The sequence below is a fragment of the Paenibacillus baimaensis genome (genome assembly GCF_025567575.1).
Window position 1 is genome coordinate 1 of the sequence record NZ_JAOQIO010000119.1, and the last position, 21,333, is coordinate 21,333.

Consider the following 21,333-nt stretch of genomic DNA (forward strand, 5'->3'; position numbering starts at 1 on the left):
GATCCATTGATGATGCGGACGATGTTGTACAGGAAACCTATATTCGGGCATGGCAGAACTGAGATCGATTCAGACAGGACTCATCCATTAAAACATGGATCTACCGCATAGCGTCGAACTTATGCCTGGACAAGCTGAGGCAAGCGAAGCGCCGTACGCTTCCCGTTGACCTGTCCGACCCGGCGATCAAGATTGTCGAACCGAACGAGACACTGCCAGACTCGTCCTGGATTTGGCCCTCACCCGAATTTGGAAAAAATCCGGAAGATACTTTCGTTCGCAAGGATACCCTTCTGCTCTGCTTTATCGCACTCTTGCAAACATTGCCGCCTCGTCAACGCACGGTTCTTATTCTGAAGGATGTCTTTGAATGGTCTTCGAAACAAATTACGGAAACGAAAAATCCAGTTCTTTTTACTCTAACTGAAAGCAACAATATTTAAGAAAATAGACTTATTTTATTAGGGGAAGGGGGGATAGTTTATACTTTTTTTCAAAAGTGTATATTGTAGCAGGGTAAAGGCACTACGAATCGCCGCACTGTATTTTGAAGGCTCTGTTTTCGTTTATTGTTGATTTTCGACCAAAAGAAAACCGCCCACTGAAAAGGCGGTTAATCCAACTATCGTTTCCGATAGTTCTACATATTATACTAAAATTAAGAGGTTGCTTAACCTACCGACTCAAAAAGTGGTAGAAAAAATATGAAACCGGTCATTAAAGAGGGTGTTTGTATAGTTCAATTACATTGCCATCGGGATCGCATAAATGGGCAACCCTGGCATTCCAGGCTCGCCGATCGTGAGGTTCGTTAAGGAGTACCACCCCTTTATCTTTTAAACGAGAACAAACGTCATCGACTTGGTCAACAGAAAAAGTGAGTAAGAATTTTGATTGTGATGCTTCATCGGTTGGAAGATTGTTTTCACCAATCACTTCTGCCATATTTTCACGGGAAAAAATTTCGATTTTGGTTTCGCCAGTATTAAACGATGCGAACTGCATCTCCTCAGAGGAAAATCCCAATGGAAACTCCATCACGTCTCTGTAAAACGCTACACTTTTATCAAAGTTTTTTACCAATAGTCTAACTTGCGACAGTTTCACCATCCCACTACCTTTCTGTACAAAATGAGGGTAACCCAATATTACAAGACTTTCCTATAACCAGTTTAACATAATCGCGGAAACCTGTATTGTAATAACACGACAACTTGCCTTTTTTTGATGTATGGTTCTCCGAGGTTGTCTTAACTAATCTGCCAGTTAGTTTAGGAAGAAAAAGATGTTCTGCGAAGATTGGTGTTTGTCTCATTTACAGTAAACAGGCAAGAGACGACCAGCATATTCTTCTTATTCGACGTTGTGTTCTCATATTCCTTGCTGTCTAAGTAACGGAACCAAGCCAGATAATGTTGCAAATACTTGGTTGCTACGCCATTAAAGCGGTCAATCCAACGTTTCAAACGACTATGATAGCTGTTTACATTCTGAATGTGGTAGACACCTTTAACACGCTGTTTCCCATCCGACTTGAAGCGGTAATGGGCTAATCCTTTCGTATTCGCATAGGAACTGAATGCCCTCCATGAATCAGTACAAAGTACGTTTGACTCGGATAAATGACAGACGATAGCCTCATCCATTTTAGCTGTCCGAATACGTCCACGTCCAAGAACGCCAGAGAAAGTCATCTTCTGACGGTTGCGAGCAACCAATACACATATTTGGTCGTTACTGATGCCACGATATTTAGCTTTGCCACCACGTTTACGGGACTTGCGTTCAGAGATATTCCTATTGCCCTTTTCGGAGAACAAGAAATAGGTCTTATCCATTTCGACGATGTCCTGAAATGTTTCGGTTGGAATTTGTTTCAGAGCGGCAAGGATCTTATGCCGCCAGTAAAATAGGGTTACATGAGTTACCTCATAATGCAACAGATCGGCACATTTCTTCAGTAAAAAACCCTCAATCATACATTCGATGAATCGAACCCAAAGGTGAGGTCTTCTGGTGCGTTGAAGAGGGGTGTGGGTAAGGTCGTTGAAGGTTTGACGGCAGGATTTACAGCGGTAACGTTGCCGTTTTCAATACCCTAAGATGCTCCTGTACTGAAGAATGAGGGTGATGAGAATGTTTAAATTGATCAAGTGGCTGGAGTATATGGTTTGCTCGAAGGGGTTTTGTTTTGCCGCCTCCAACAGCCGCGTGACTCGCTCGTTAATCCACTCCTCTGAACGACCTCGTCTCGAAGAAAACAACTCTTTGATTTTGGCATTAAGCGTTTCTTTGTCCGTTTGCAAGATCGAATATGAAGTTGGAAACGACTTTAAAAAACGAAGCGAAACGCCAGAATACATAGCTCCGAAGACACCTTTGTACGCAGGGAAAACCTGATCCAAAACAGCTTGAAACTGGAGTTTAGTCTGCACACACATTTTTGAAAGAGACTCATATTGTCTTGTTAAATAGCGCAGATTAAGCAGTTGCACACCCCTTTTCTTAAAGGGTTCAAATTCTTCTTTGTAGTACAGTTCTCCCAAGAGATAAGCATCAGCAGCATCTGTTTTTACTTTACGAAGTCTGGACTTAAGCAAGAACTGAACCACCGGACTTTGGTAATGTCCGGTTGCTTCTAGAACAAGCAAAGGACGTTGTCCAGACGTATGCTCTACATCATGAACAGTTTGAAGTAGCTTCGACAGCCCTTCATGGGTACGGTTTACCGCGCTCTAAAAAGGCTTGTCCATGGCTAGTCCATGGCTCTCTCCTTTAGAAATATCTAACCCGATAACAGGATTCATTCAGTCTCTCCTCGATATAGATTTACCGGTAGCCCCTAAGGGTACAACTTGTCGCTCCATAGCATCGCTTGTTATACGGGATCTGCGTCCCACGGGCAGTTACGTTCGACCCGGCTACCTTAATCCTGAAAGCAAATGCAAAAAGGATCAACCAGAAAAAACTGGTTGACCTTATAATACGAACGGGCAGTTTAACGCAAAACAGGAGGTTGTTGTAACTTAGCAGCCGTTCTGTAAGGGTAGTTGAAATAGTTTAGAATTGTGTTGAGGACAGACAGACGTAATATAGTAAGAAGGAAACAAAATTTCCTAAAACAAAGGGAGGCAGGAGAACGTGTCGAACATGGACAAGGAAAACCAGGCTCTGGAGAAAGCGAAAATGGTGTATGAAACAGGCGAGATCATAAGAACCGATATCCTGGCGGGTCTGGATGCCGAGCGACGGTCGCTGGGCGTGCCGTCTGCCAGTGGTGACGTGGTCGTGGATCGCTCCACGGACGGATCGGAGTGCCGGATCGTGTTCGCCAGCCTACCTCCGGAGGAAACCGATAACCTGATCCGCCGGGAGCTGGATGCTGCCGTCTCCGGCGGTTACAGCCTGGAGTGGAAGTACTACGGTCACGATACGCCAATCGACCTGCCCGAGCGGCTCGTCGCCGCCGGGTTCGAGGCCGAGGATGAGGAGGAAGTGTTGGTCCTGCCATTGGACGAGGCATCGCTGGCTGCCTTCGGTGACGGCGGCGAACACGAGATCAGGATCGTCCGAGAAGAGCGCGACCTGGTGGACTACGCCGAGGTGTCCCGCGAGATTGGCAGGCACAACGTGGAGGAGGAGCGGCGCGCGCTGGCCCTTAAGTTGAAGGAGAATCCGGACGAGATGAGCATCCACATTGCCTACGTTGACGGCGAGCCCGTCGCCTGTGGGCGGGTCTACTTCCGGCCCGGAGGGCCCTACGCCGAACTAGCCGGGGGTCGCACCAAGACCACACACCGGAGACGGGGACTGTTCACCGCGCTGGTCGCCTCGCGGTTGCAGGAAGCCCGTGATCGCGGCCGGACGCACGCCTTCGTCGACGCGCTGCCGACCTCCGCGCCGATCCTGCGCAAGCAGGGCTTCCAGTTCGTGACTCAGACGCAGCCGTTCGTGTTGGAGCAACCCGTTGAGCGCCGACGATGATTGGGCAGAAAAGAGCAAGATGAAGATAACAAATGCATCTTTTTTAGATGGATATAAGATGTGAATGGAGTACCTTTTGAGCTAACAGGCACTATAGACATGACGGCAGCCGGCACACGGCTGCCTTTGTCTTTTGAAGTAACGGGCAGCATAGAATAATAAGAAGTGCCTAGGAACTAAAGGATTGTAAACACACATGATGTATATAAAAGTAATATTTGGAGGAATCGGATTTTATGGTAATAGGTCGTTTTCCTGAGCGTATTGTAGTTATTGGGGCAGGGATGGCGGGTTTGGTATGCACTTTGGAGCTTATGAAACAAGGATATAACGTGCGTTTATTAGAGGCAAATAGTCAACCGGGTGGTCGCATATACACGATGCGGGATCAATTTGCCGACGGATTGTTTTGCGAAATCGGGGCTGCCTTCATTGGAGCGCATCATTTTCTCACATTGAGTTATGCCCAGCAAGCCGGGGTTCAATTAATAAATTTACCAGTCCCCAATAGAAGTTTGTCATATATCGACGGGAGATTAATAATAGATTCTCCGGCAGAACCTGCACTATGGCCTGTTTCACTTACAGCCGAGGAAAGAATTTTAGGATATGCGGGAATGTTGGAAAAGTATCTCAAGCCGGGGCTTAAAGCGATGGGTAATCCTTTTTTGCCGGGCTGGCCCACAAAACAAGCGGCACAGCTCGATTCAATGACAATGGAAGAATATCTTAAAGGTCAAGGAGCATCTTCGGGTGCGATTAAGCTGTTTGAAATCGGATATATGCAGATGTTAGGTGATGGTATTCGCAAAGTATCTGCATTACAGCGACTGCTTGACCTAAAAATGGCCAGTTCCGAAGGAAGTGCAAAGACTATAGTAGGTGGAATGGATCAACTACCGAAAAAGCTTGCCCTTACAATTGGCTCTAATATCAGTTATGGATGTGTTGTGACGCATATTGAACATAGTAATAAAGGAGTAACTATCCAATTTAATAATTCCGGCGAAGTTTTCACTATCCGCTGTGATCGGGCCATTGTGGCCATTCCCTCTACAGTCTTGCGTACAATTCATTTTTCTCCGCCACTTAGCAAAGAAAAAAATGATGTCATTCAAAATCAACTTTCTACTTCCGTTACGCGTACCGTCATACAAAGCCGAACTAGATTCTGGAACAACTTAAGTTCCTTTACTACAGTAAATACGGATCTGAAAATTGGATGGTTGCTTGATGCTACATTCACTCAAACGACATCAAGGAGGGGGTTAATTAGTTCGTACTCCTCTGGTGAATCGGCGCGAGAAATATCTAGAGCTGGTAATTTTAATTCAGCTGTATCAGAAATCAAACAGGTGCTTCCTGAATTGTCGTATAATTATGAAGGTGGGACGGTCTTTTCTTGGGATCATAATCCTTACTCCCGAGGTGCGTATGCTTGGTATAAGCCGAAACAGATGATTCGAATGCTCCCAACACTGTCTGCCGAACAAGGTAGAATTTACTTTGCTGGCGATAATACAAGTCTTTTTCCCGGTTGGATTGAAGGTGCGATCTCTTCTGCGTTACGAACTGTAAATCAAATTATTGCCGGAAACAGCATATAGTACGGTAATGTATGTATTAATAACTAGTACAAGACAATAACCTGAGCCATGAGGTTGCCGTGGGATATATTAGAGCTTCAAATTAGTAAAAGAACGTCCGCAGCCTCGCTACGGGTACTTTACCTCAATAAACAAACAGAACGTGGCTGCCGGCATGTTTGGGACAGCCTCTTTATGTTTTTATAAAAGACTCTGTGGGGAATGTTATCTTTCTCAAGAACAGAAAAGCCTACGGCACACGCAAGATCAAAGTGAAGCTCAACGAGCGCGTGTTCATCGTCTCAAGACCCCGCATTGGCCGCATCATGAAAGAGAAAGGTCTCGTTTCCACTTACACGGTAGCACAATACAGCAAACTGCAGCAAATTTGGATATTTTAAAGTAATGGTGGTTTTAGCCTCTCGTATCGAGGACAATCACAATTTCTGAGCCCGGTGCACGCAATTAATTTCCCCGATAGCCCATAATGTTTTACTTATTGCTCCTTAGACGTATACTTAAGCTATTAACGTATTAGGAGGTCTATTTTCGATGAGCTATGAATCTTATTTTCAAAGCAAGAGAGAACAGCATTTAGATGAACTGAAGCAATTTCTAGCCATACCGAGCATATCTGCTTTGTCCACTCATAAGAATGACGTCAATGAAGCGGCCCAATGGGTTGCTGCCACTTTGAAGAAGGCGGGTCTTGAGAACGTAGAGGTACATCCAACAGCAGGACATCCTATCGTATATGCTGATTATATTCATGCGCCAGGCCAACCAACAGTCCTCGTCTATGGCCATTATGATGTGCAGCCCGTCGACCCGCTAAATCTTTGGGAGACTCCTCCATTCGAGCCGACTATCCGCAACGACAAGTTATATGCACGTGGTGCAACTGATGATAAAGGGCAACTCTTCCTGCATATGAAAGCAATCGAGGCGCTTCTTAGTCAAGAACACGCACTCCCAGTGAACATGAAGTTTTGTATTGAAGGAGAAGAGGAAATCTCCAGTCCTAACCTGCCTGCCTTCATGGAAGCCAATGCGAACAAGCTGGTTACAGACGTTGTTCTTATATCTGATACTTCTCTCCTTGCCAAAGGAAAGCCTGCTATCTCCACGGGCCTGCGCGGATTATGCTCACTGGAAGTGGCGATAAATACAGCCAATACGGATCTGCATTCCGGTTCATTCGGCGGGGGTGTGCCTAATGCGCTTCACGCTCTGATTTCTCTGCTGGCTACTTTGCATGATGACCAAGGGCGAGTTGCAATAGAGGGCTTCTACGAAGGCGTTCCAGAGCTTTCCGCAGCAATGCGGGAGGAATTTAAGAAGCAAAATCATAACGAAGAAGAATTGAGAACTAAACTCGGACTCGAAGCATTGTACGGGGAAGAAGGCTATTCTTTTGTGGAGCGAATTGGTGCAAGGCCGACTCTTGAGCTGAATGGCGTGTATGGCGGTTTTCAAGGCGAGGGTACCAAAACAGTCATTCCCAAGGAAGCACATGCCAAGATCACCTGCCGTCTTGTCGGTGACCAGGATCCATCCCAAGTGCTGGATCGCATTGTCACTCATATGGAGTCACATATTCCAGTAGGAGCGAAGCTTGTTGTGAAGCGCGGTGAAAAAGCTCGTGCCTTCAACATGGACCCGTCCATCCCAGTGCTGCAAAAGGCAGCTGACGCCTATGAGGAAGTGTATGGCACACGTGCTCTGTTTACTAAGGATGGCGGATCAATTCCGATTGTTGAGACGTTCTCTCGTGTATTAGAGGCTCCCGTCGTTATGATGGGTTTTGGCCTGCCTGATGAGAATCTACATGCACCTAATGAGCATTTTAATCTGGAGAATTTCGACAAGGGATTGTTAACGATTGTTTCTTTTTTGAAACGGCTTTAAACTGATACTAAAATATAACCATTGAATAAACGTAAAAGCAGCTACCGCAGAGGAAACTCTGAGGCAGCTGCTTTTTGCATGTGCGCCCGGCATGGGCGATAACTAGGCGGTGCAAGTCCGCTACAGGCAAGGATGTCGGTCGCGAGGCCGAATCTGAAGGAAGCCGGAAGCAAACCCTCGGTCTGACGAACAGAAATCACATAGAAGGCATGGTGAGAGGAATGAGCTTGAATGTTCTTGTCATTCGACATCATTGTCGGAAGTCAACATCATTATTACATTGAAAGTCGCTTAAATTGCGGCTTTTTTTAGTTATGACGCGTTAAAATGTTGGCAGGTTCCCTGTGTGATTTCTAAAAACTGATTGACATCCTCGGATGGATTTAAGGTGAATTGCATGTTGATTTTATTAGATTTTTTTTGATTTTCTGGAGAATAGATATGAGTGAAAGTAGCTATTGTCAGGTGACAAGAACATTATCTCATTAAAACTAACTATTGGTTGCACACAAGTATTCTTGAGAATGTAATAGCAGAATTGCATGATTGTTTAGCAGGATGCTTTCTTCTTCTAATCATGATTCTGACTGTATAATGAAGATGTGCTAAAAAAACTTCTAGCAGGAATAGAGGAGGATAAAGACATGGTGTATAAGTATCGAGTGTTAACGGATGAGCAAAAGTGGCAGTTTGAAACGGAAGGTTATTTAATAGCCAAAGGCTTGTTTACAGATGAGCAACTAGCGGAGATTGACAGAACCTTTGATGACATAAGCCAACAGATGATCCCGGGACATTTTGAGCCCGATTTGCAGCAGGAAACGATCGATCCGTTAAAACGCTATCCGAGGGTCATGCATCCGCATCGGTTTAATGAAACAGCCAAACGGTATATGCTGCATCAACCGGTAATGGAAGTACTTGCTGATTTGTATGAGGAAGAACCGTTGGCGGCCCAAAGCATGTTCTATTTCAAGCCTCCGGGTGCACGGGGACAGGCGCTTCATCAGGATAACTTCTACTTAAAGGTCGAGCCGGGCAACTGCATCGCCGCTTGGACGGCAATCGATCCTGCGGATGAGGAGAACGGCGGGCTGTTAGTTGTGCCTAAGACGAGTTCGTATGATATCGTATGTCCTGAATTGTCTGATTCCAAGGAATCGTTTACTACCCACTTTGTGAAGCCGCCTAAGGATCAGAAGCCAATTCCGGTTTTGATGGAGCGGGGAGATGTACTCTTTTTCAATGGGAATCTGATTCACGGCTCATACCGCAATAAGACCAAAGATCGTTTCCGACGCTCGTTCATTTGTCATTATGCCAACAGCTCCGCTACGCGCATTGGCACGCATTATCGTCCTCTGTTCCGTGCCAACGGCATGCCGGTTGAGCTGGAGGCTAATCCGAATGGAGGACCATGCGGCGTTGAGTATGATACACCATATGTCCACTAAGCGTGAGCCACGGCTCGAGGTACTAATGTCCTGGTGGGGGATGAACGGACTGGGAGATCAAAACGGTGCCGGTGACGAATGGAGCATGGAGGAGAAGGTGAGGCGCATCGACGAGGCAGGCTACGACGGCATTAACGGCATGCTGCCAGAAGGCAAGGAGGCCGAACGATGGCATCGATTGCTGGATCAATACAACCTTTCATACAGCGTAAATGCGTATCCTAAAACGGTGGAGGAACTGGACGTGTTTCTTTGCAAGGCAAAATCGTTCGGAAGAATCGATTTTGTTAACGTACAGGTGATGAGGCCCTTTCTGGTCGGAGAGCAAGCAGTGCAACTGCTTGCGGGCATGGCGGAGTTGTCGAGGTCTGCGGGAATCCCGGCATTTATCGAAACGCACCGCGGTACGATTACACAGGATCTGCTGCGAACGGTAGAGTATGCTCACCGCTTGCCTGGGCTTGAGCTTACAATTGACTTCTCACATTATGTCGTTGCCGGGGAAATGTATACGGTGTCCGATGAGGCAGAAGAACTGCTCCAGGCGCTGCTCCCTCTGACGAAGAGCATCCACGCTCGCATATCAAACGGAGAGCAGGTGCAGATCGACGTGCCCATGTTTGGAAGCGCGGATGAGGAGGGTGCAGCTGACCTTGAGTTCGAACACCCGATGTTGAAGCACTTTCAACGTTGGTGGCTCGTAGGGATGCGCAACTGGCGTCAAGTGGCACAGAAAGGCGAGATGCTCCCGTTTGTCTGCGAGTTGGGGCCGCCCCCTTATGCGATCACTGTGAGCGGCCAGCACGACAAGCAGTGTGAGGTGAGCGACCGCTGGACGCAAGCGCTACTGTTTGCAAGGATCGCCCGATCCTTGTGGGAACGGGTTTAAACAAAGACGTTTAGGATTTACAAACTCTTGTTTTTGTCAATATCTTTTTGAGTCAGAGCGATCATAATAAAAGAGAGCCACATCGTTTTTATGAAAATATTTAAGGGTGAAGGAAAGAGGGTGTCCCAAAAGCCATGAAAATGGCGAGAGGCACCCTCTTTTCAAATTCGTATAATAAAAAGAAACCCTTCTTTGGTAAAATGGAAGTGTGACCCACCATTTGGACTGGGAAGGCAAAACCTCCTTAATGACCCTGCGTCAGTTCCCGACACCGGAAGAGATTGTCTCTACAGGTGCCAGAGGTGTTCTCGAACATTGGGTGAAGCGCGGAGTCGGCATCAAGAGAGCGAAGAAGCTCTTGCTACAGCCGAACTTACCGAAGGACTACGAGCTGCGAGAATAGAGCTGATGAGCTTGCTCGATCAGTTTGAGTTTTTCACGAAACAAGTGGAAACCGTCATGAATCAAGTCATGGAGATATTGAATGAAATTCCTGGAGCCACACCGATGTTGTATATACCCGGCGTCGGTGTACGGTTGCAGGGTTCCTTGCGGAGGTCGGCGATCTGAGTCATTATGGCCATGGGCAACAGATCATCCGCTTGGCAGGCTTGAATCTAAAGGAAAACAGTTCCGGTAAACGGAAGGGAAAGACCGGCATTACCAAACGTGGACGCTCTCGACTGAGAGCCTTGTAGTTCCGTTGCGTGATGTCTTTGGTAGCCAAGAATGAAGAGTTTAAGGCCACTCATACGTATTTCACAACACGAAGTCAAAACCCGCTGAAAAAGAAGCAGTCTCTAATTGCGCTCGTGGAAAACTGATACGCGTCTTTCACACGCTGGGGACGAAGCAACGATCGTACAACGCAAACGACGTTCTTGGACCGTTACGCCTTACCCAACTACAACAGATGGCAGCTTAAATTGTAGGGCAACAATTACCTGAAATCTCACTCAACAACAGAGTTGCAAAATGACAATTGAAGCACCTGAGAAGCCGATGTTTACATTTCCATAAGAACAATGACCCCGTTTAGGAGCAAGAATCCACCTCCACCCCTTGGCAGACAGAACGAAGGAATGTAAGGGCATAGACCCAGCGTTTCATGGGGGGGTAAACCCGAGGTAAGATGTGAGATCTCTGTGCGAAACTCTAAGGTGTCGAAGTTGTAATCTAAGAATGAGTGAGAATACAGGTGAAAACATTACTTTATTGTGGGAGGTTGTATTCATAATGAACGTGATCAAGGTAATGATTCTAGACGATGAAGTGTTGGCCATCAGGCATTTGAATCATTTGATTCCATGGGGGGAGCACGGTTTTGAGGTTGTTGCGGAAACAACATACCCGCAGCAAGCATTGGAACTGTTTCGGAAGTATCGTCCGCAAGTGATTTTTGCCGATATCAGAATGCCTGGTATGGACGGTTTGGAGTTCAGTAAATCTGTGCTGCAAACGGACATACCTGTCCATATTGTGCTGCTTACTTCTTATAAGGAATTCGATTACGCAAAAGAAGCTGTCAAAATCGGTGTGTTTGATTACTTATTGAAGCATGAACTGAATCCGGACGAGCTGATTGCCGTACTGCAGCGGATCCGTAGGGAATTGGAGGATCTGGAGCAGAAAGAGATACTGATCCGGCGCCAGCTGTTCTATGATCTGCTCAAAGGTACAGAACCGACTCACGAGCAAACGAGGCTATTAAAGAACGAGGGCAAACGCCACGGCAATCATTTTGTATTTTTACTGTTGGGCTCCAATGTCCCTATCCCTGTAATCCCGTTCATGCTCAAGGAACCGCGGACTGAACCTTTTCTTATAAATGAGATTCCTTTCGATGCCGGCTTTCACTGCTTATCCGTGCTTCCTTTAGAACAGCAGCAGTGGGGAGTGATCCTGGCCGTTCTTAAACCTTACAGTTACCTGCAGGCGCACAACGAAACAATGGCGATGGCCCGGTTTCTGCAACAAACTTATAAGGTGCAGCGCGGTGAAACCGCATCAGTAACGATCTCCCCTCTCTTTCATGAGCTAACCGATTTACATCGAATCTATGTTGGCTGCGAACGGACCGTGAGGCATTCCCCTTTTTTTGATAAAGAAAGCATCATCGAGCCCGATATCGTTCCGGAGAAAGCCGCAGAGCTCCGTGCGGAGATTAGACAATATGTAAGCCGTGCGGCCGCTCAACTCGATCTGCATCAGGCGGAACAGGTTTGTTTAACGATTACAGAAGCTTTTGCTGATATTATTAAGCGATTACATTTAGAGGCCGCATTGCTGCTGTGTCGGGAGCTCGCCGTTCTATTGGATTCGTTTCGCGTGAAGAGGGGGATCAAGAGGTTGGAGGAGCAGTTGAAGGAAGAGGTAGAAGCCGCTGAGAATTGGTTTACTTTCGTTCAAGTTGCGCAATGGTTCCAGCAAATGTTCAGTGAGGCGGTTCGTGAAGCGGAAGAAATTCTCAATAAGCGCTACTCATGGAAAGTCCGGCAAACGATGGATCAGATTCGTGAAAAATACCAAGAGGCATTAACCGTTGAAAGCTTAGCTGAAGAGTTAGGAATCAGCGGCGACAGGCTGCGGCATTTGTTTAAACAAGAGACAGGCATGACTGTATTGGATTATTTGATACAAATTCGTATGGAGCATGCCAAGAAAATGCTTCGGGACAAACGGATTAAAGTTTATGAAATCGCCGAGAAGGTGGGGTATAAGAACAGCCAATATTTCAGTCAAGTATTCCGCAAGATGGTGGGGGTCAATCCTCTGGTCTACGCAGAAGGGAAGCGAGTCGCCGATGAAATGGAAAATTAAGAGTAAGCTGATTTTTATCACCTTTTGTATCGTCTCCATCTCGTTATTGTGCAGCGGTTCCATCACTTATTACTATGTAACCGGGATTATCCGGGAGCAATCTATACAAGACAGCCAGGCCAAGCTCTCCCAGAACTCTTTTCAAATCAAGCGTATTCAGGAGAGAACTGAGAAAATTGCGGAGTATATTATCAGTGACAACGATATTCAATCATTGCTCAAAACGAACGACCTGCTTACTATGGAGCAGGACTATTTTAAAAAAAAAGCAATTGAGGAGAGACTCAGGAAATTTACAGCCTTGAACGATTTTATTACTAACGTTCTAATTGTCAGAGCGGACGGGGAGATGTTCTCGAATAACTCCGGCTATGAGAATTACTTCGAATCTTATTTGCAGGAGATGTGGTTTACGGAGTTGGCAGCGGAAGGCGGTAACCCCTGGTTCTCCACTCCACATCCGTTCTATTATGAAAACGGCAAAGGGTACCTGCCTACTGTGAGCTACGTAGTCCGGTATCGCAGTATCGTGGAGCCGGATGATCCCGGAGCGCTTCATACTTTAATCATCGATATCAAATATTCCGAGTTTACTGCTGCCTTACAACAAAGCTTGGGGCAGTACGAACAAATGGTTCTCCTGAACAGCGACAGGGTCATCCTCTATAACAGCAAGGAAACAGACCCTCCATTCATGCCGGACAACATTGAACATGAAATTGCCCCCGGTAAAGGCTACTGGGAGGACCAGCAATATATTGTCATATACAATCAGTCCATGCTCAAGGGCTGGCTTCAGATGGCTATTCTGTCAAAGGCGAATTTGTTTGCCAAAATCAATACAATCCTCTTCCTGTTCGTTGCGGTCATCCTCAGCAGCCTGATTCTCATTTTTTCTGTGATGACGCCGACGATCTCCAGAATTACACGCCCGATTTCCCGTATGGTTTCCGCTATGAAGCGGGTTTCCGATGGTGATTTGAACATGAACATTTCCATTCGCACCGGAGATGAACTGGAGATTCTTGCGAACGGCTTCAATCGAATGATTGCTGAACTGAAGGAGCATGTCCGTTCCTCTATCGAAAGCGAGAAAATAAAACGAAGGATGCAGCTTGAGCTTTTAATGGCCCAGATTAACCCTCATTTTATTTACAACACGCTCAATACGGTTATTTATTTGTCTCATGCCAACCGCAATCGCGAGGCGGAACAGATGACCCAGGCGCTAATCGGCATTTTGCAAGATTCTGTCCATAAGGAGGACCGCTCCTTCTTCACCAGACTGGCGGATGAAATCAGAATTGTAGAAAAGTATGTAGAAATACAGCAATGCCGGTATCCGTGCCGGTTTCAGCTGGAATGGAACATCGATCAGAGGCTGTACGACCTTGTTGTACCTAAGATGATTTTACAGCCAGTTGTTGAAAATGCACTGTTTCATGGGATTTGCTCCGTCTATATGGAAGAAATGGGCCGGATTCAAATTCAAGCCGTTCAAACGGAGGGAACCGTGGAAATCCATATTGTTGATAATGGAAAAGGTATGACATTTGAACAACTGGCGAGCCTGTGTGATATGCAGTCAGACAGCACTGGCTCCCCTGAAAGAAGAGGAATCGGGTTGGCTAATGTACGGGAGAGAATCCGCTACCACTATGGGAAGGAATACGGGATTGACATTGAGAGCGGGCAGGGGCAAGGCACCCGCGTTATTTTGCGGATACCGCAAGTTACGGTTCAGTAACCGGATTTGAAACAAAATAACCGGTTTATCTAGTTTGTTGTATGGGAAGGTAGTTGTAGAATAAGAATGTAATCGCTCACATTAATCAAAGGAGGATTTAAATGGGTGTAAGAAAAAGAAGTTTGTTCGTTATACTGTTCGCAGCATGCTTAAGTTTGGCCGTTCTTCTTGCGGGCTGTAGCGCTACTCCTGCTTCCCAGCAAGCAGTGGTATCGGATGGCAAGGGCACAGCAAAGCCTGAGGACATGAAAGCCACGATTAAAGTTTGGGATTGGGACGAAGCCTTCCTAAAGCACATGATACCGGAATTTAACAAAGTGTTTCCGAACATTAAGGTTGAATACACGATTGTGAGCGGCACCGATTATTTGCAAAAGCTACAAAGCGGTATTGCTTCCGGATCGGACGTGCCCGACGTCATTCTTGGTGAAATGGGCTACCGGGGACAGCTGTTCGATCTGGGGATACTTGAAAATTTGGAATCAGCTCCATACAACGTCAAAAGGCAGGATATGTTCGATTATTTAATTCCTTTGCTGACGAATACCAAAGGAGAGTTGGTCGGGGTTGATCAGCAGATTGCACCGGGAGGCCTTGCTTACCGTAGAGATTTAGCCAAAACTTATTTGGGAACAGATGATCCAGCAGAGCTTGAAACCATGCTGAAGGATTGGAACTCCTTTATTGCCAAAGGCATCGAGGTCAAGGATAAGAGCGGGGGCCAAGTGCTAATGATGTCGGGACTGTCTGACGCCTTCAGCATCTTATATGGTCAAACCGCCAAAGAGTATATTAAAGGAAAAGATATTGATCTGACCTCCAGGGTCAAAGGTCCGCTGGAAACATTGTTCAAGATGCGCGACGCCGGCATTCTCGGCAAATTGGAGAAAGGGACACCGGCATTGGCCGCTTCTTACTCTAAAGGTGGATTTCTATTTTATCCGATGGCGCCATGGGGGCCGAAGTGGACGGTAGCCGCTAACGATAAAGAAGGAAAAGGCAGATGGGGTTTGGTTAAGGCACCGGGCGGCGGAACGACAATCGGCGGTACGTCCATTAGTATCAACAAGGGAAGCAAGGTCAAGGATGCGGCTTGGGCATATATTAACTTCTGCTATCTTTCCAAAGAAGGCACAACCCAATCGTTTACCAAATTCGGCTTTCCTCCGGGGATTAAATCGTTCTATGTCAATAACGATTTGATTGAAAAAGGAACAGAATACGACGAATTTTTCGGCGGACAAAATTTGATGAAATATTTCTATACCAAGGTAATACCGGATGTGAAAGGACAGCCACAAACCAAGTATGAGACTACAGTAAACAACGCATACAACACCTTATATCCGTTGTTTACTAAAGATACGAGTATTGACGCTAATACGGCGCTGCAAAAATTCATTACCGAGGTTAAAAACAAAGCACCTGACGTAACCGTGAAGTAAAGATGCCACTAACGGCAGCCGTTGCGATAAGCGGTTGCCTCATTGTTCATTATGTAATAGAGAAAGTGAGGAGTGAATGTGAAAGCTGTCGTAGAGAGAAAATATCAGGGCAACAAGCTGTGGCCGTACCTGTTTTCACTTCCTTTTGTAATAGGGTATATTGTATTTCATTTTTATCCTGTCATCTATTCGCTGTTCTTAAGTTTGCACGACTGGAACGGCATTGGGGAGAAAACCTTTGTCGGTTTGCAGAATTATACGGATTTGTTGACCAAGGATCCACTGTTTTACAAATCACTTTTCAATACCACGCTGATTATGCTCATCTCTATTCCGGTCACAATTATTTTGGGAATGGTGATGGCCCATGTCACATTTCACTTGGCGGCTGGTAAAAGGTTATTTCAAACGATTAATTTCTTGCCTTATATTACGACCCCAGTCGCTATCGGATTTATTTTCTCCTATATGTTCGATTGGCAGAGCGGAATCTTGAATCAACTGCTCATCCAGCTGAACCTTGTGACAGAGGGGGTTTACTGGCTCCAAGAGCCGTTTATCGCCAGATGCGTCATAGCTTTGATGTTTATATGGCGACATCTTGGTTATTTTATGGCGATATATTTAGCTGGCATGACGGCCATTCCTCAGGATATTTATGAAGCAGCCAAAGTAGACGGCTCATCGGGCACACATACGCTATTTACTATCACTTTGCCCCTGCTAAAAAATATTTCAGTTTTTCTCATCGTAACGTCTGTTATCGGGGGTTTTCAATTATTTGACGAGCCCAAGCTTCTCTATGGAGGATGGGCGGCGAACTCGGTTGGCGGACCGGATAACGCCGCACTGACGGTAATCTGGAAATTTATCGATGATACGTTTATTTCCGATAACCGGTTTGGTTACGGCGCCGCGATCGCATACAGTTTATTTGTGATTATTATCTTTTTCTCGATGATCAGCTATCGTATTACAGCAGGGAAGGGGGAGAAAGAGTGAAGATCGTCAAAATGTTCTTTTTAACTGTCATTACGTTGGCCTCTTTGTTCCCGTTCTATATGATGATCGTAATGTCAACCTATTATAACGAGGATTTGTTTCTGAAGCTTCCTCTGCTTCCCTCATCATACTTTATAGAAAATTTAAAAACGGTGTTTAAATCGAACTTTTTACAGGTGTATGCAAATAGTTTGTTCGTATCGGCGTTCGCTGTTATTTTCTCTTGTCTCATCAGCTCTTTAATCGGCTTCGCCATTGCTAAGTATGATTTCCGGTTAAAAAAGGCTTTGAATTATTTCATTATCATCACGATGATGGTGCCTTCACAGGTTGGTATTATCGGTTATATTATCGAAATGCGAATACTGGGCTTCGGCAATACACTGCTCCCTCTTATGCTGGTGTGGCTTGCTTTTCCGTTCGGCGCCTTTTTTATGACGCAGTTCATTAAAGACACTATACCGAAGGAGATCATGGAATGTGCAAGGATAGACGGATGTTCCGAACCCCGGATTTTGGCACAGATCGCGTTTCCTTTGATTAAATCAGGCATGTCCACGCTCGCTATACTAGTGTTCCTTTGGTCCTGGAACAGTTACTTGCTTCCGCTTGTAACGATTAACAACTCGAAGTGGTACACAGTTCCCATCTTTGTGTCTAACCTGGGTATTGTCCACCGTACCGATTTTGCCGCAAGAATGTGCGCGTTAGCGTTAACGACAGTACCAGTCTTGCTTGTTTTCATAGCAGGATCAAAAAATTTCATAAAAGGAATCACGGCTGGAGCCATTAAAGGATAACTTTTGTAATGAATAAGCCAAAAAAGACTCCGGGAATAAAGTTTCCTTGAGCGTCTTTTAGGTCTACGCTTATATTTTCAACAGCAGAGAGAAAAAAGGTACTACATAATTTAGCTGGAATATAAGCCCACCCTTCCGGACGAACAATACGAGTGTTTTGACTGCAGATAAGAAAGAATCCATCATTGAACATCATTGAGGTTGGGAAGCGTTATCATTCTGATATTTGGCTTATGATAGAAATCATGTATTTCAATGATGAGCTCAAAATTATTGAGGGAGGCAACGAGAAGATGTCAATAATTAAGCGGTCCTCGTCGTTGTCGGTTGACAAGAACATTGTCCGATTCCCGACAACCTTAGCAGATTCGGTTTGTGACATTATTTGTAGTATTATTATTTGAACTTGGAGATATCAAATATGTAAAAATATAACTACCATAATCAGCTATAAATAGAAATATATATTATAAATTGATTCCTGCAGCAAGCTGTACACCGCGGCGCGACCGCCTAGTGCGGCTAATCATTTTTTGAAGAAGTTCCCTTTTGTAGACTACATAGTTTATTACAACGGTGCTTTAGTTACATACTTCTAAATTAACCGAACGGACGGGTTGATCCAGATGCAGAAAGCCGATTACAGAAAAATAGCGCCTTATCGAGCAAGTCTTGCCCAATGGCTGGAGCTCATATGGAGTTATATTCACAGGCAACCTGCTGTTAGTTTTCTGGATTTAGGTTGCGGAACAGGGAAGTCCTTTATTCCTATTGCAAACAGACTCGGTTACAAAGTAACTGGAGTTGATGCTTCTAAAGCTATGCTGAGTAAAGCCAAGGAAAAGGATACGGAGCAACTGCTCGAGCAGTTTTACCCGGAGGTAAAGGATCGGGACAACACTTCTTTGCAGGGCGTGAAGCGATCGTAAGCACAGAGCGGTCGTACCGTGTGCTGTACTGGAAGGCCGAGTATGCATTCCTGGAGCAATACGATCCAGCGATAACCTCAATATTTGTTGATCCACGGATAGCCTTGAAGAGCTTTTAGCCCTTCAGGGTTATTCGTCGTTGTTTCGTCCGTCAACTCACAGGTACATGTTCTTGAATTGCTCCGGCGTTAACCCTTCCAGGCGGCGGAACGTTGCTACGAAATGGCTCGGATCGGTGAAGCCGACCATACTTTTTTATTCTAGTTAGACACCCAAACTTTTAAGATCATAGTCTCATATAATGAAGTGTGCATAATTGCATTATTCAACCTTTTTTCGATCGACCTTCCCCAAGAAGGTCGTTTTTTTTATTTCGAAGAAAGATACTTCAACAATCATGTCGTATATACCGTTTTTAAATGCTGTAGATTCCAAAATACTTTATCTCCATTGGCATTAATAAGCTCTATGAAATCACTATCCGCTTTCTGAAGGAAGCCTATTTTTTTAGTGTTATCTCCAAGATCAAAAACAACTAGTTTTCCTTCTAGCTTTTTACACTGTTCTTCAAAAGTTCTTGATAAAGTAATATTGATAGGACTCAAAGGAAGTGATTGGTTATTAAGCGAATATGGGGTGTGATTAGAGCGATAAGGAATTAACCATTTTAAGTGGTTCATAGACACAAACATGGCTTTATAGACAGGAGAGTAGAAGACGAAATAATCATTCATAATACTGGTTAAATAACCATGGATCGTTTTATTGCCAGTTACATAAATCTCTACAAATTGTCCTTTTGCAGCATTTAATATCTTCCGAAATGAGAGGCTATCCGCTTGATAATCGATTGGCGTTTCATCAGATCTATTTTCTGGTTCCGTACTAGACTCTGAATTCAATTTTACATTCTGAACGTTGACTAAGGGGATATAATAGAACTGTTGTTCATTGACCGTGACCATAATATCCAACCCTAAATCGACTAATTTACCTTTACAAATATTATTTCCTGAAATATCAACGATCACTTGTTGACCAACAAATTGTTGAAGCACACGCATACAAATAACCTCCAGTTCTGATCATATCTACCGCATTAAAAAAACCAGGATACCCAAAATGCTAGAATGACTAACGTGAAAATAACAGTGATAGGGATGACCGTAGAAGTCACCTTCAAGTATTGGACCCAGCTTAACTTTACTTTTCCTTTTTTGATAATGTGCATCCACATCAAGGTCGCAAGCGTTCCAATTGGTAAAAGAAGGGAGCCGATATCACTACCAATTACACTCGCCAGATAAGAAATTTTTAAGGTAAGAGGATCAAGACCCATGTTCGTCAAGGTTAACGTTCCTATCATCAATGCAGGATGATTGTTAAATAAATTAGATAATATAGAAAGCAGAATTCCCATCATTACACTTGCTTGAAGTAAACTGCCAGAAATGAGAGGTTGCATAAGATGGATGAGCATTTGGGTTAATCCGATATTATGCAAACCATATATAATCACATACATACTGAAGGCAAAGATGAGTATATACCAAGGCGTTTTTCTAATCATGTCTGCAGGTGTAATTCTCAAATAATACCAACGCCATCCCAGCAGGAATGCAGAACCGATAACAGCCATCAATGGAACAGGAAAATGAATGAAAGAGGCTACAAATAGACTTACACGAACGCTGAATACAAAGATTAAGATATTCCGCATGAATTTGGTTGGATTCTCTTTCGGAATCGGTGACGAAATTTCTTTCAGCGGATGTGTTTGATTTAAGGATACCGCATTAATTGTTGGTAGTTTACGAGGTAATACGCGATAAAAACTAATAAATAAAAGGAGTGTAAGGAGTACAAGACCAAGTGAAGCAGGAACAAACATCATCGCCGTGTGCATATAGAGGTCCATATGAACAATATTTAATGCAATTAAATTTACAATATTACTTACGCCAATAGGTGCGCTAGAAGCTGTTGCAATTAAAGCACCGGATAGTAGATAAGGAATTTTTTGGTGGTTTTTAAGACCTAATTTATGAAGCAGCATGAGTAAGATCGGTGTTGTAATTAATATACTACCGTCGTTGTTAACAAAAAGGGTCATCAGAAAACAAAATAAGTTTGTGTACCAGAATAGGCGTATCCCTGATCCTCTTGCCCGTTCCAGAAGTTTCTCAGCAGACCAATTGAAGAACCCAAAACTTTCCAAAACGATGGCCATAACAATCGTTGCCATAATGGTTACGGCTGCTCCCCCAATGGTTTCAGTTATTTTACCCAAATCAGATAAAGTAACACTTCCGCTAAGGAGTACAAAGATGGCGCCAACTGTTGCTGGAATGGATTCATTTACATTAGGATGCAAGAAAATAAAAGTTATGGTACATAGAAACGACAGAATGGTGATAGGAATCATGAAATCTTGCAGCATTTATTTCAACCTCTTTTCGATAAAGTAAGATCTTAAATATCATCTCTACTATCTCTCTAGTGAACAGAACGAACCGCTTATGAGTTAAGGTTTCATAGTTGTTTCTCCTCCCCTTATAGATGTCTTATAGTGTCATTTGCATAATATGTTCAAATAACATAGGGGGGACTAGCCGATTATCCAATTCTATAATTTTCCGCTATTAGCTTGGTATAATGACCTATACTTTCTTTTCATCTACCATTCAAAGAAAAAAGACGAGTATCCTAATTTAGGAGAACTCGTCTCAAATACTATCAGTCTGGATCGGCTACAGTAAATTGGACAGA

16 protein-coding genes and 4 pseudogenes are annotated in these 21,333 nt (G+C 44.5%); 15 read left to right on the forward strand and 5 right to left on the reverse strand.

Annotation, left to right across the window (positions count from 1 at the left end; all coding sequences use genetic code 11):
• Window positions 1-74: 74 nt before the first annotated feature.
• Both OB236_RS39950 and OB236_RS40245 read left to right on the forward strand, forming a co-directional pair.
• Window positions 75-143: pseudogene (locus OB236_RS39950) on the forward strand (RNA polymerase sigma factor SigW); the annotation flags it as partial.
• Window positions 144-170: 27 nt separating this feature from the next.
• Window positions 171-443 (forward strand): sigma factor-like helix-turn-helix DNA-binding protein, encoded by a 273-nt coding sequence (locus OB236_RS40245; protein ID WP_408638555.1) that lies wholly within the window; start codon window positions 171-173, stop codon window positions 441-443.
• 274 nt (window positions 444-717) lie between these two features.
• On the opposite strand, the gene OB236_RS35000 is transcribed toward OB236_RS40245, so the two are convergent.
• The 3 genes and pseudogenes from OB236_RS35000 to OB236_RS35010 all read right to left on the reverse strand — a co-directional run bounded on the left by OB236_RS35000 (window position 718) and on the right by OB236_RS35010 (window position 2,600).
• Window positions 718-1,110, reverse strand: a complete 393-nt coding sequence (locus OB236_RS35000) for a VOC family protein (protein WP_262688193.1) — start codon at window positions 1,108-1,110, stop codon at window positions 718-720.
• Between the two features lie 161 nt (window positions 1,111-1,271).
• Window positions 1,272-2,090, reverse strand: a pseudogene (locus OB236_RS35005) (IS1595 family transposase); the annotation flags it as partial.
• The gene (locus tag OB236_RS35010; protein ID WP_262688194.1) at window positions 2,091-2,600 is read right to left on the reverse strand and encodes an IS110 family transposase; all 510 of its coding nucleotides are present in this window, start codon (window positions 2,598-2,600) and stop codon (window positions 2,091-2,093) included.
• Window positions 2,601-3,150: 550 nt separating this feature from the next.
• Here OB236_RS35010 and OB236_RS35015 point away from each other — a divergent pair.
• From OB236_RS35015 to OB236_RS35075, 13 genes and pseudogenes are all read left to right on the forward strand, one after another.
• Window positions 3,151-3,984, forward strand: coding sequence for a GNAT family N-acetyltransferase (locus OB236_RS35015; protein ID WP_262688195.1), 834 nt, complete (start codon window positions 3,151-3,153; stop codon window positions 3,982-3,984).
• A 236-nt stretch (window positions 3,985-4,220) separates the two neighbouring features.
• Complete coding sequence (locus OB236_RS35020) at window positions 4,221-5,591, forward strand: flavin monoamine oxidase family protein (RefSeq protein ID WP_262688196.1); 1,371 nt, start codon at window positions 4,221-4,223, stop codon at window positions 5,589-5,591.
• Window positions 5,592-5,797: 206 nt separating this feature from the next.
• Window positions 5,798-5,941 (forward strand): annotated as a pseudogene (locus OB236_RS35025) (IS3 family transposase); the annotation flags it as partial.
• A gap of 181 nt (window positions 5,942-6,122) precedes the next feature.
• Window positions 6,123-7,478, forward strand: a complete 1,356-nt coding sequence (locus OB236_RS35030; RefSeq protein ID WP_262688197.1) for a dipeptidase — start codon at window positions 6,123-6,125, stop codon at window positions 7,476-7,478.
• A gap of 644 nt (window positions 7,479-8,122) precedes the next feature.
• Window positions 8,123-8,932: a phytanoyl-CoA dioxygenase family protein gene (locus tag OB236_RS35035; protein WP_262688198.1), complete on the forward strand. Its 810-nt coding sequence runs from the start codon at window positions 8,123-8,125 to the stop codon at window positions 8,930-8,932.
• Window positions 8,910-9,821 carry a sugar phosphate isomerase/epimerase family protein gene (locus OB236_RS35040; RefSeq protein ID WP_262688207.1) on the forward strand — a complete coding sequence of 304 codons (912 nt, stop codon included), beginning with the start codon at window positions 8,910-8,912 and terminating at the stop codon, window positions 9,819-9,821. Before OB236_RS35035 ends, OB236_RS35040 begins: the two co-directional genes overlap by 23 nt.
• Before the next feature lie 223 nt (window positions 9,822-10,044).
• A pseudogene (locus OB236_RS40355) lies at window positions 10,045-10,746 on the forward strand (transposase); the annotation flags it as partial.
• A gap of 311 nt (window positions 10,747-11,057) precedes the next feature.
• Window positions 11,058-12,641, forward strand: coding sequence for a response regulator transcription factor (locus tag OB236_RS35050; RefSeq protein WP_262688199.1), 1,584 nt, complete (start codon window positions 11,058-11,060; stop codon window positions 12,639-12,641).
• On the forward strand, window positions 12,625-14,388 hold the full coding sequence (locus OB236_RS35055) for a sensor histidine kinase (RefSeq protein WP_262688200.1): 1,764 nt from the start codon (window positions 12,625-12,627) through the stop codon (window positions 14,386-14,388). The genes OB236_RS35050 and OB236_RS35055 overlap by 17 nt, the downstream gene beginning before the upstream one ends.
• 101 nt (window positions 14,389-14,489) lie before the next feature.
• Complete coding sequence (locus tag OB236_RS35060) at window positions 14,490-15,833, forward strand: ABC transporter substrate-binding protein (protein ID WP_262688201.1); 1,344 nt, start codon at window positions 14,490-14,492, stop codon at window positions 15,831-15,833.
• A 78-nt stretch (window positions 15,834-15,911) separates the two neighbouring features.
• Window positions 15,912-16,835: a carbohydrate ABC transporter permease gene (locus OB236_RS35065; protein WP_262688202.1), complete on the forward strand. Its 924-nt coding sequence runs from the start codon at window positions 15,912-15,914 to the stop codon at window positions 16,833-16,835.
• Window positions 16,832-17,635, forward strand: coding sequence for a carbohydrate ABC transporter permease (locus OB236_RS35070; protein WP_083689947.1), 804 nt, complete (start codon window positions 16,832-16,834; stop codon window positions 17,633-17,635). The genes OB236_RS35065 and OB236_RS35070 overlap by 4 nt, the downstream gene beginning before the upstream one ends.
• 626 nt (window positions 17,636-18,261) lie before the next feature.
• Window positions 18,262-18,564, forward strand: coding sequence for a class I SAM-dependent methyltransferase (locus tag OB236_RS35075; RefSeq protein WP_262688203.1), 303 nt, complete (start codon window positions 18,262-18,264; stop codon window positions 18,562-18,564).
• A 395-nt stretch (window positions 18,565-18,959) separates the two neighbouring features.
• Here OB236_RS35075 and OB236_RS35080 read toward each other — a convergent pair whose 3' ends face one another.
• Complete coding sequence (locus tag OB236_RS35080; protein WP_262688204.1) at window positions 18,960-19,628, reverse strand: DUF2642 domain-containing protein; 669 nt, start codon at window positions 19,626-19,628, stop codon at window positions 18,960-18,962.
• 35 nt (window positions 19,629-19,663) lie between these two features.
• Window positions 19,664-21,004, reverse strand: coding sequence for an arsenic transporter (locus OB236_RS35085; protein ID WP_262688205.1), 1,341 nt, complete (start codon window positions 21,002-21,004; stop codon window positions 19,664-19,666).
• Window positions 21,005-21,333: the final 329 nt, after the last annotated feature.

Coding starts and splice junctions, on each gene's coding strand:
- OB236_RS35030 (WP_262688197.1), top strand. CDS start 6,123: ATGAGCTATGAATCTTATTTTCAAAGCAAGAGAGAACAGCATTTAGAT.
- OB236_RS35085 (WP_262688205.1), bottom strand. CDS start 21,004: ATGCTGCAAGATTTCATGATTCCTATCACCATTCTGTCGTTTCTATGT.
- OB236_RS35035 (WP_262688198.1), top strand. CDS start 8,123: ATGGTGTATAAGTATCGAGTGTTAACGGATGAGCAAAAGTGGCAGTTT.
- OB236_RS35060 (WP_262688201.1), top strand. CDS start 14,490: ATGGGTGTAAGAAAAAGAAGTTTGTTCGTTATACTGTTCGCAGCATGC.
- OB236_RS35075 (WP_262688203.1), top strand. CDS start 18,262: ATGCAGAAAGCCGATTACAGAAAAATAGCGCCTTATCGAGCAAGTCTT.
- OB236_RS35000 (WP_262688193.1), bottom strand. CDS start 1,110: ATGGTGAAACTGTCGCAAGTTAGACTATTGGTAAAAAACTTTGATAAA.
- OB236_RS35055 (WP_262688200.1), top strand. CDS start 12,625: ATGAAATGGAAAATTAAGAGTAAGCTGATTTTTATCACCTTTTGTATC.
- OB236_RS35080 (WP_262688204.1), bottom strand. CDS start 19,628: ATGCGTGTGCTTCAACAATTTGTTGGTCAACAAGTGATCGTTGATATT.
- OB236_RS35020 (WP_262688196.1), top strand. CDS start 4,221: ATGGTAATAGGTCGTTTTCCTGAGCGTATTGTAGTTATTGGGGCAGGG.
- OB236_RS35040 (WP_262688207.1), top strand. CDS start 8,910: ATGATACACCATATGTCCACTAAGCGTGAGCCACGGCTCGAGGTACTA.
- OB236_RS35015 (WP_262688195.1), top strand. CDS start 3,151: ATGGACAAGGAAAACCAGGCTCTGGAGAAAGCGAAAATGGTGTATGAA.
- OB236_RS35050 (WP_262688199.1), top strand. CDS start 11,058: ATGAACGTGATCAAGGTAATGATTCTAGACGATGAAGTGTTGGCCATC.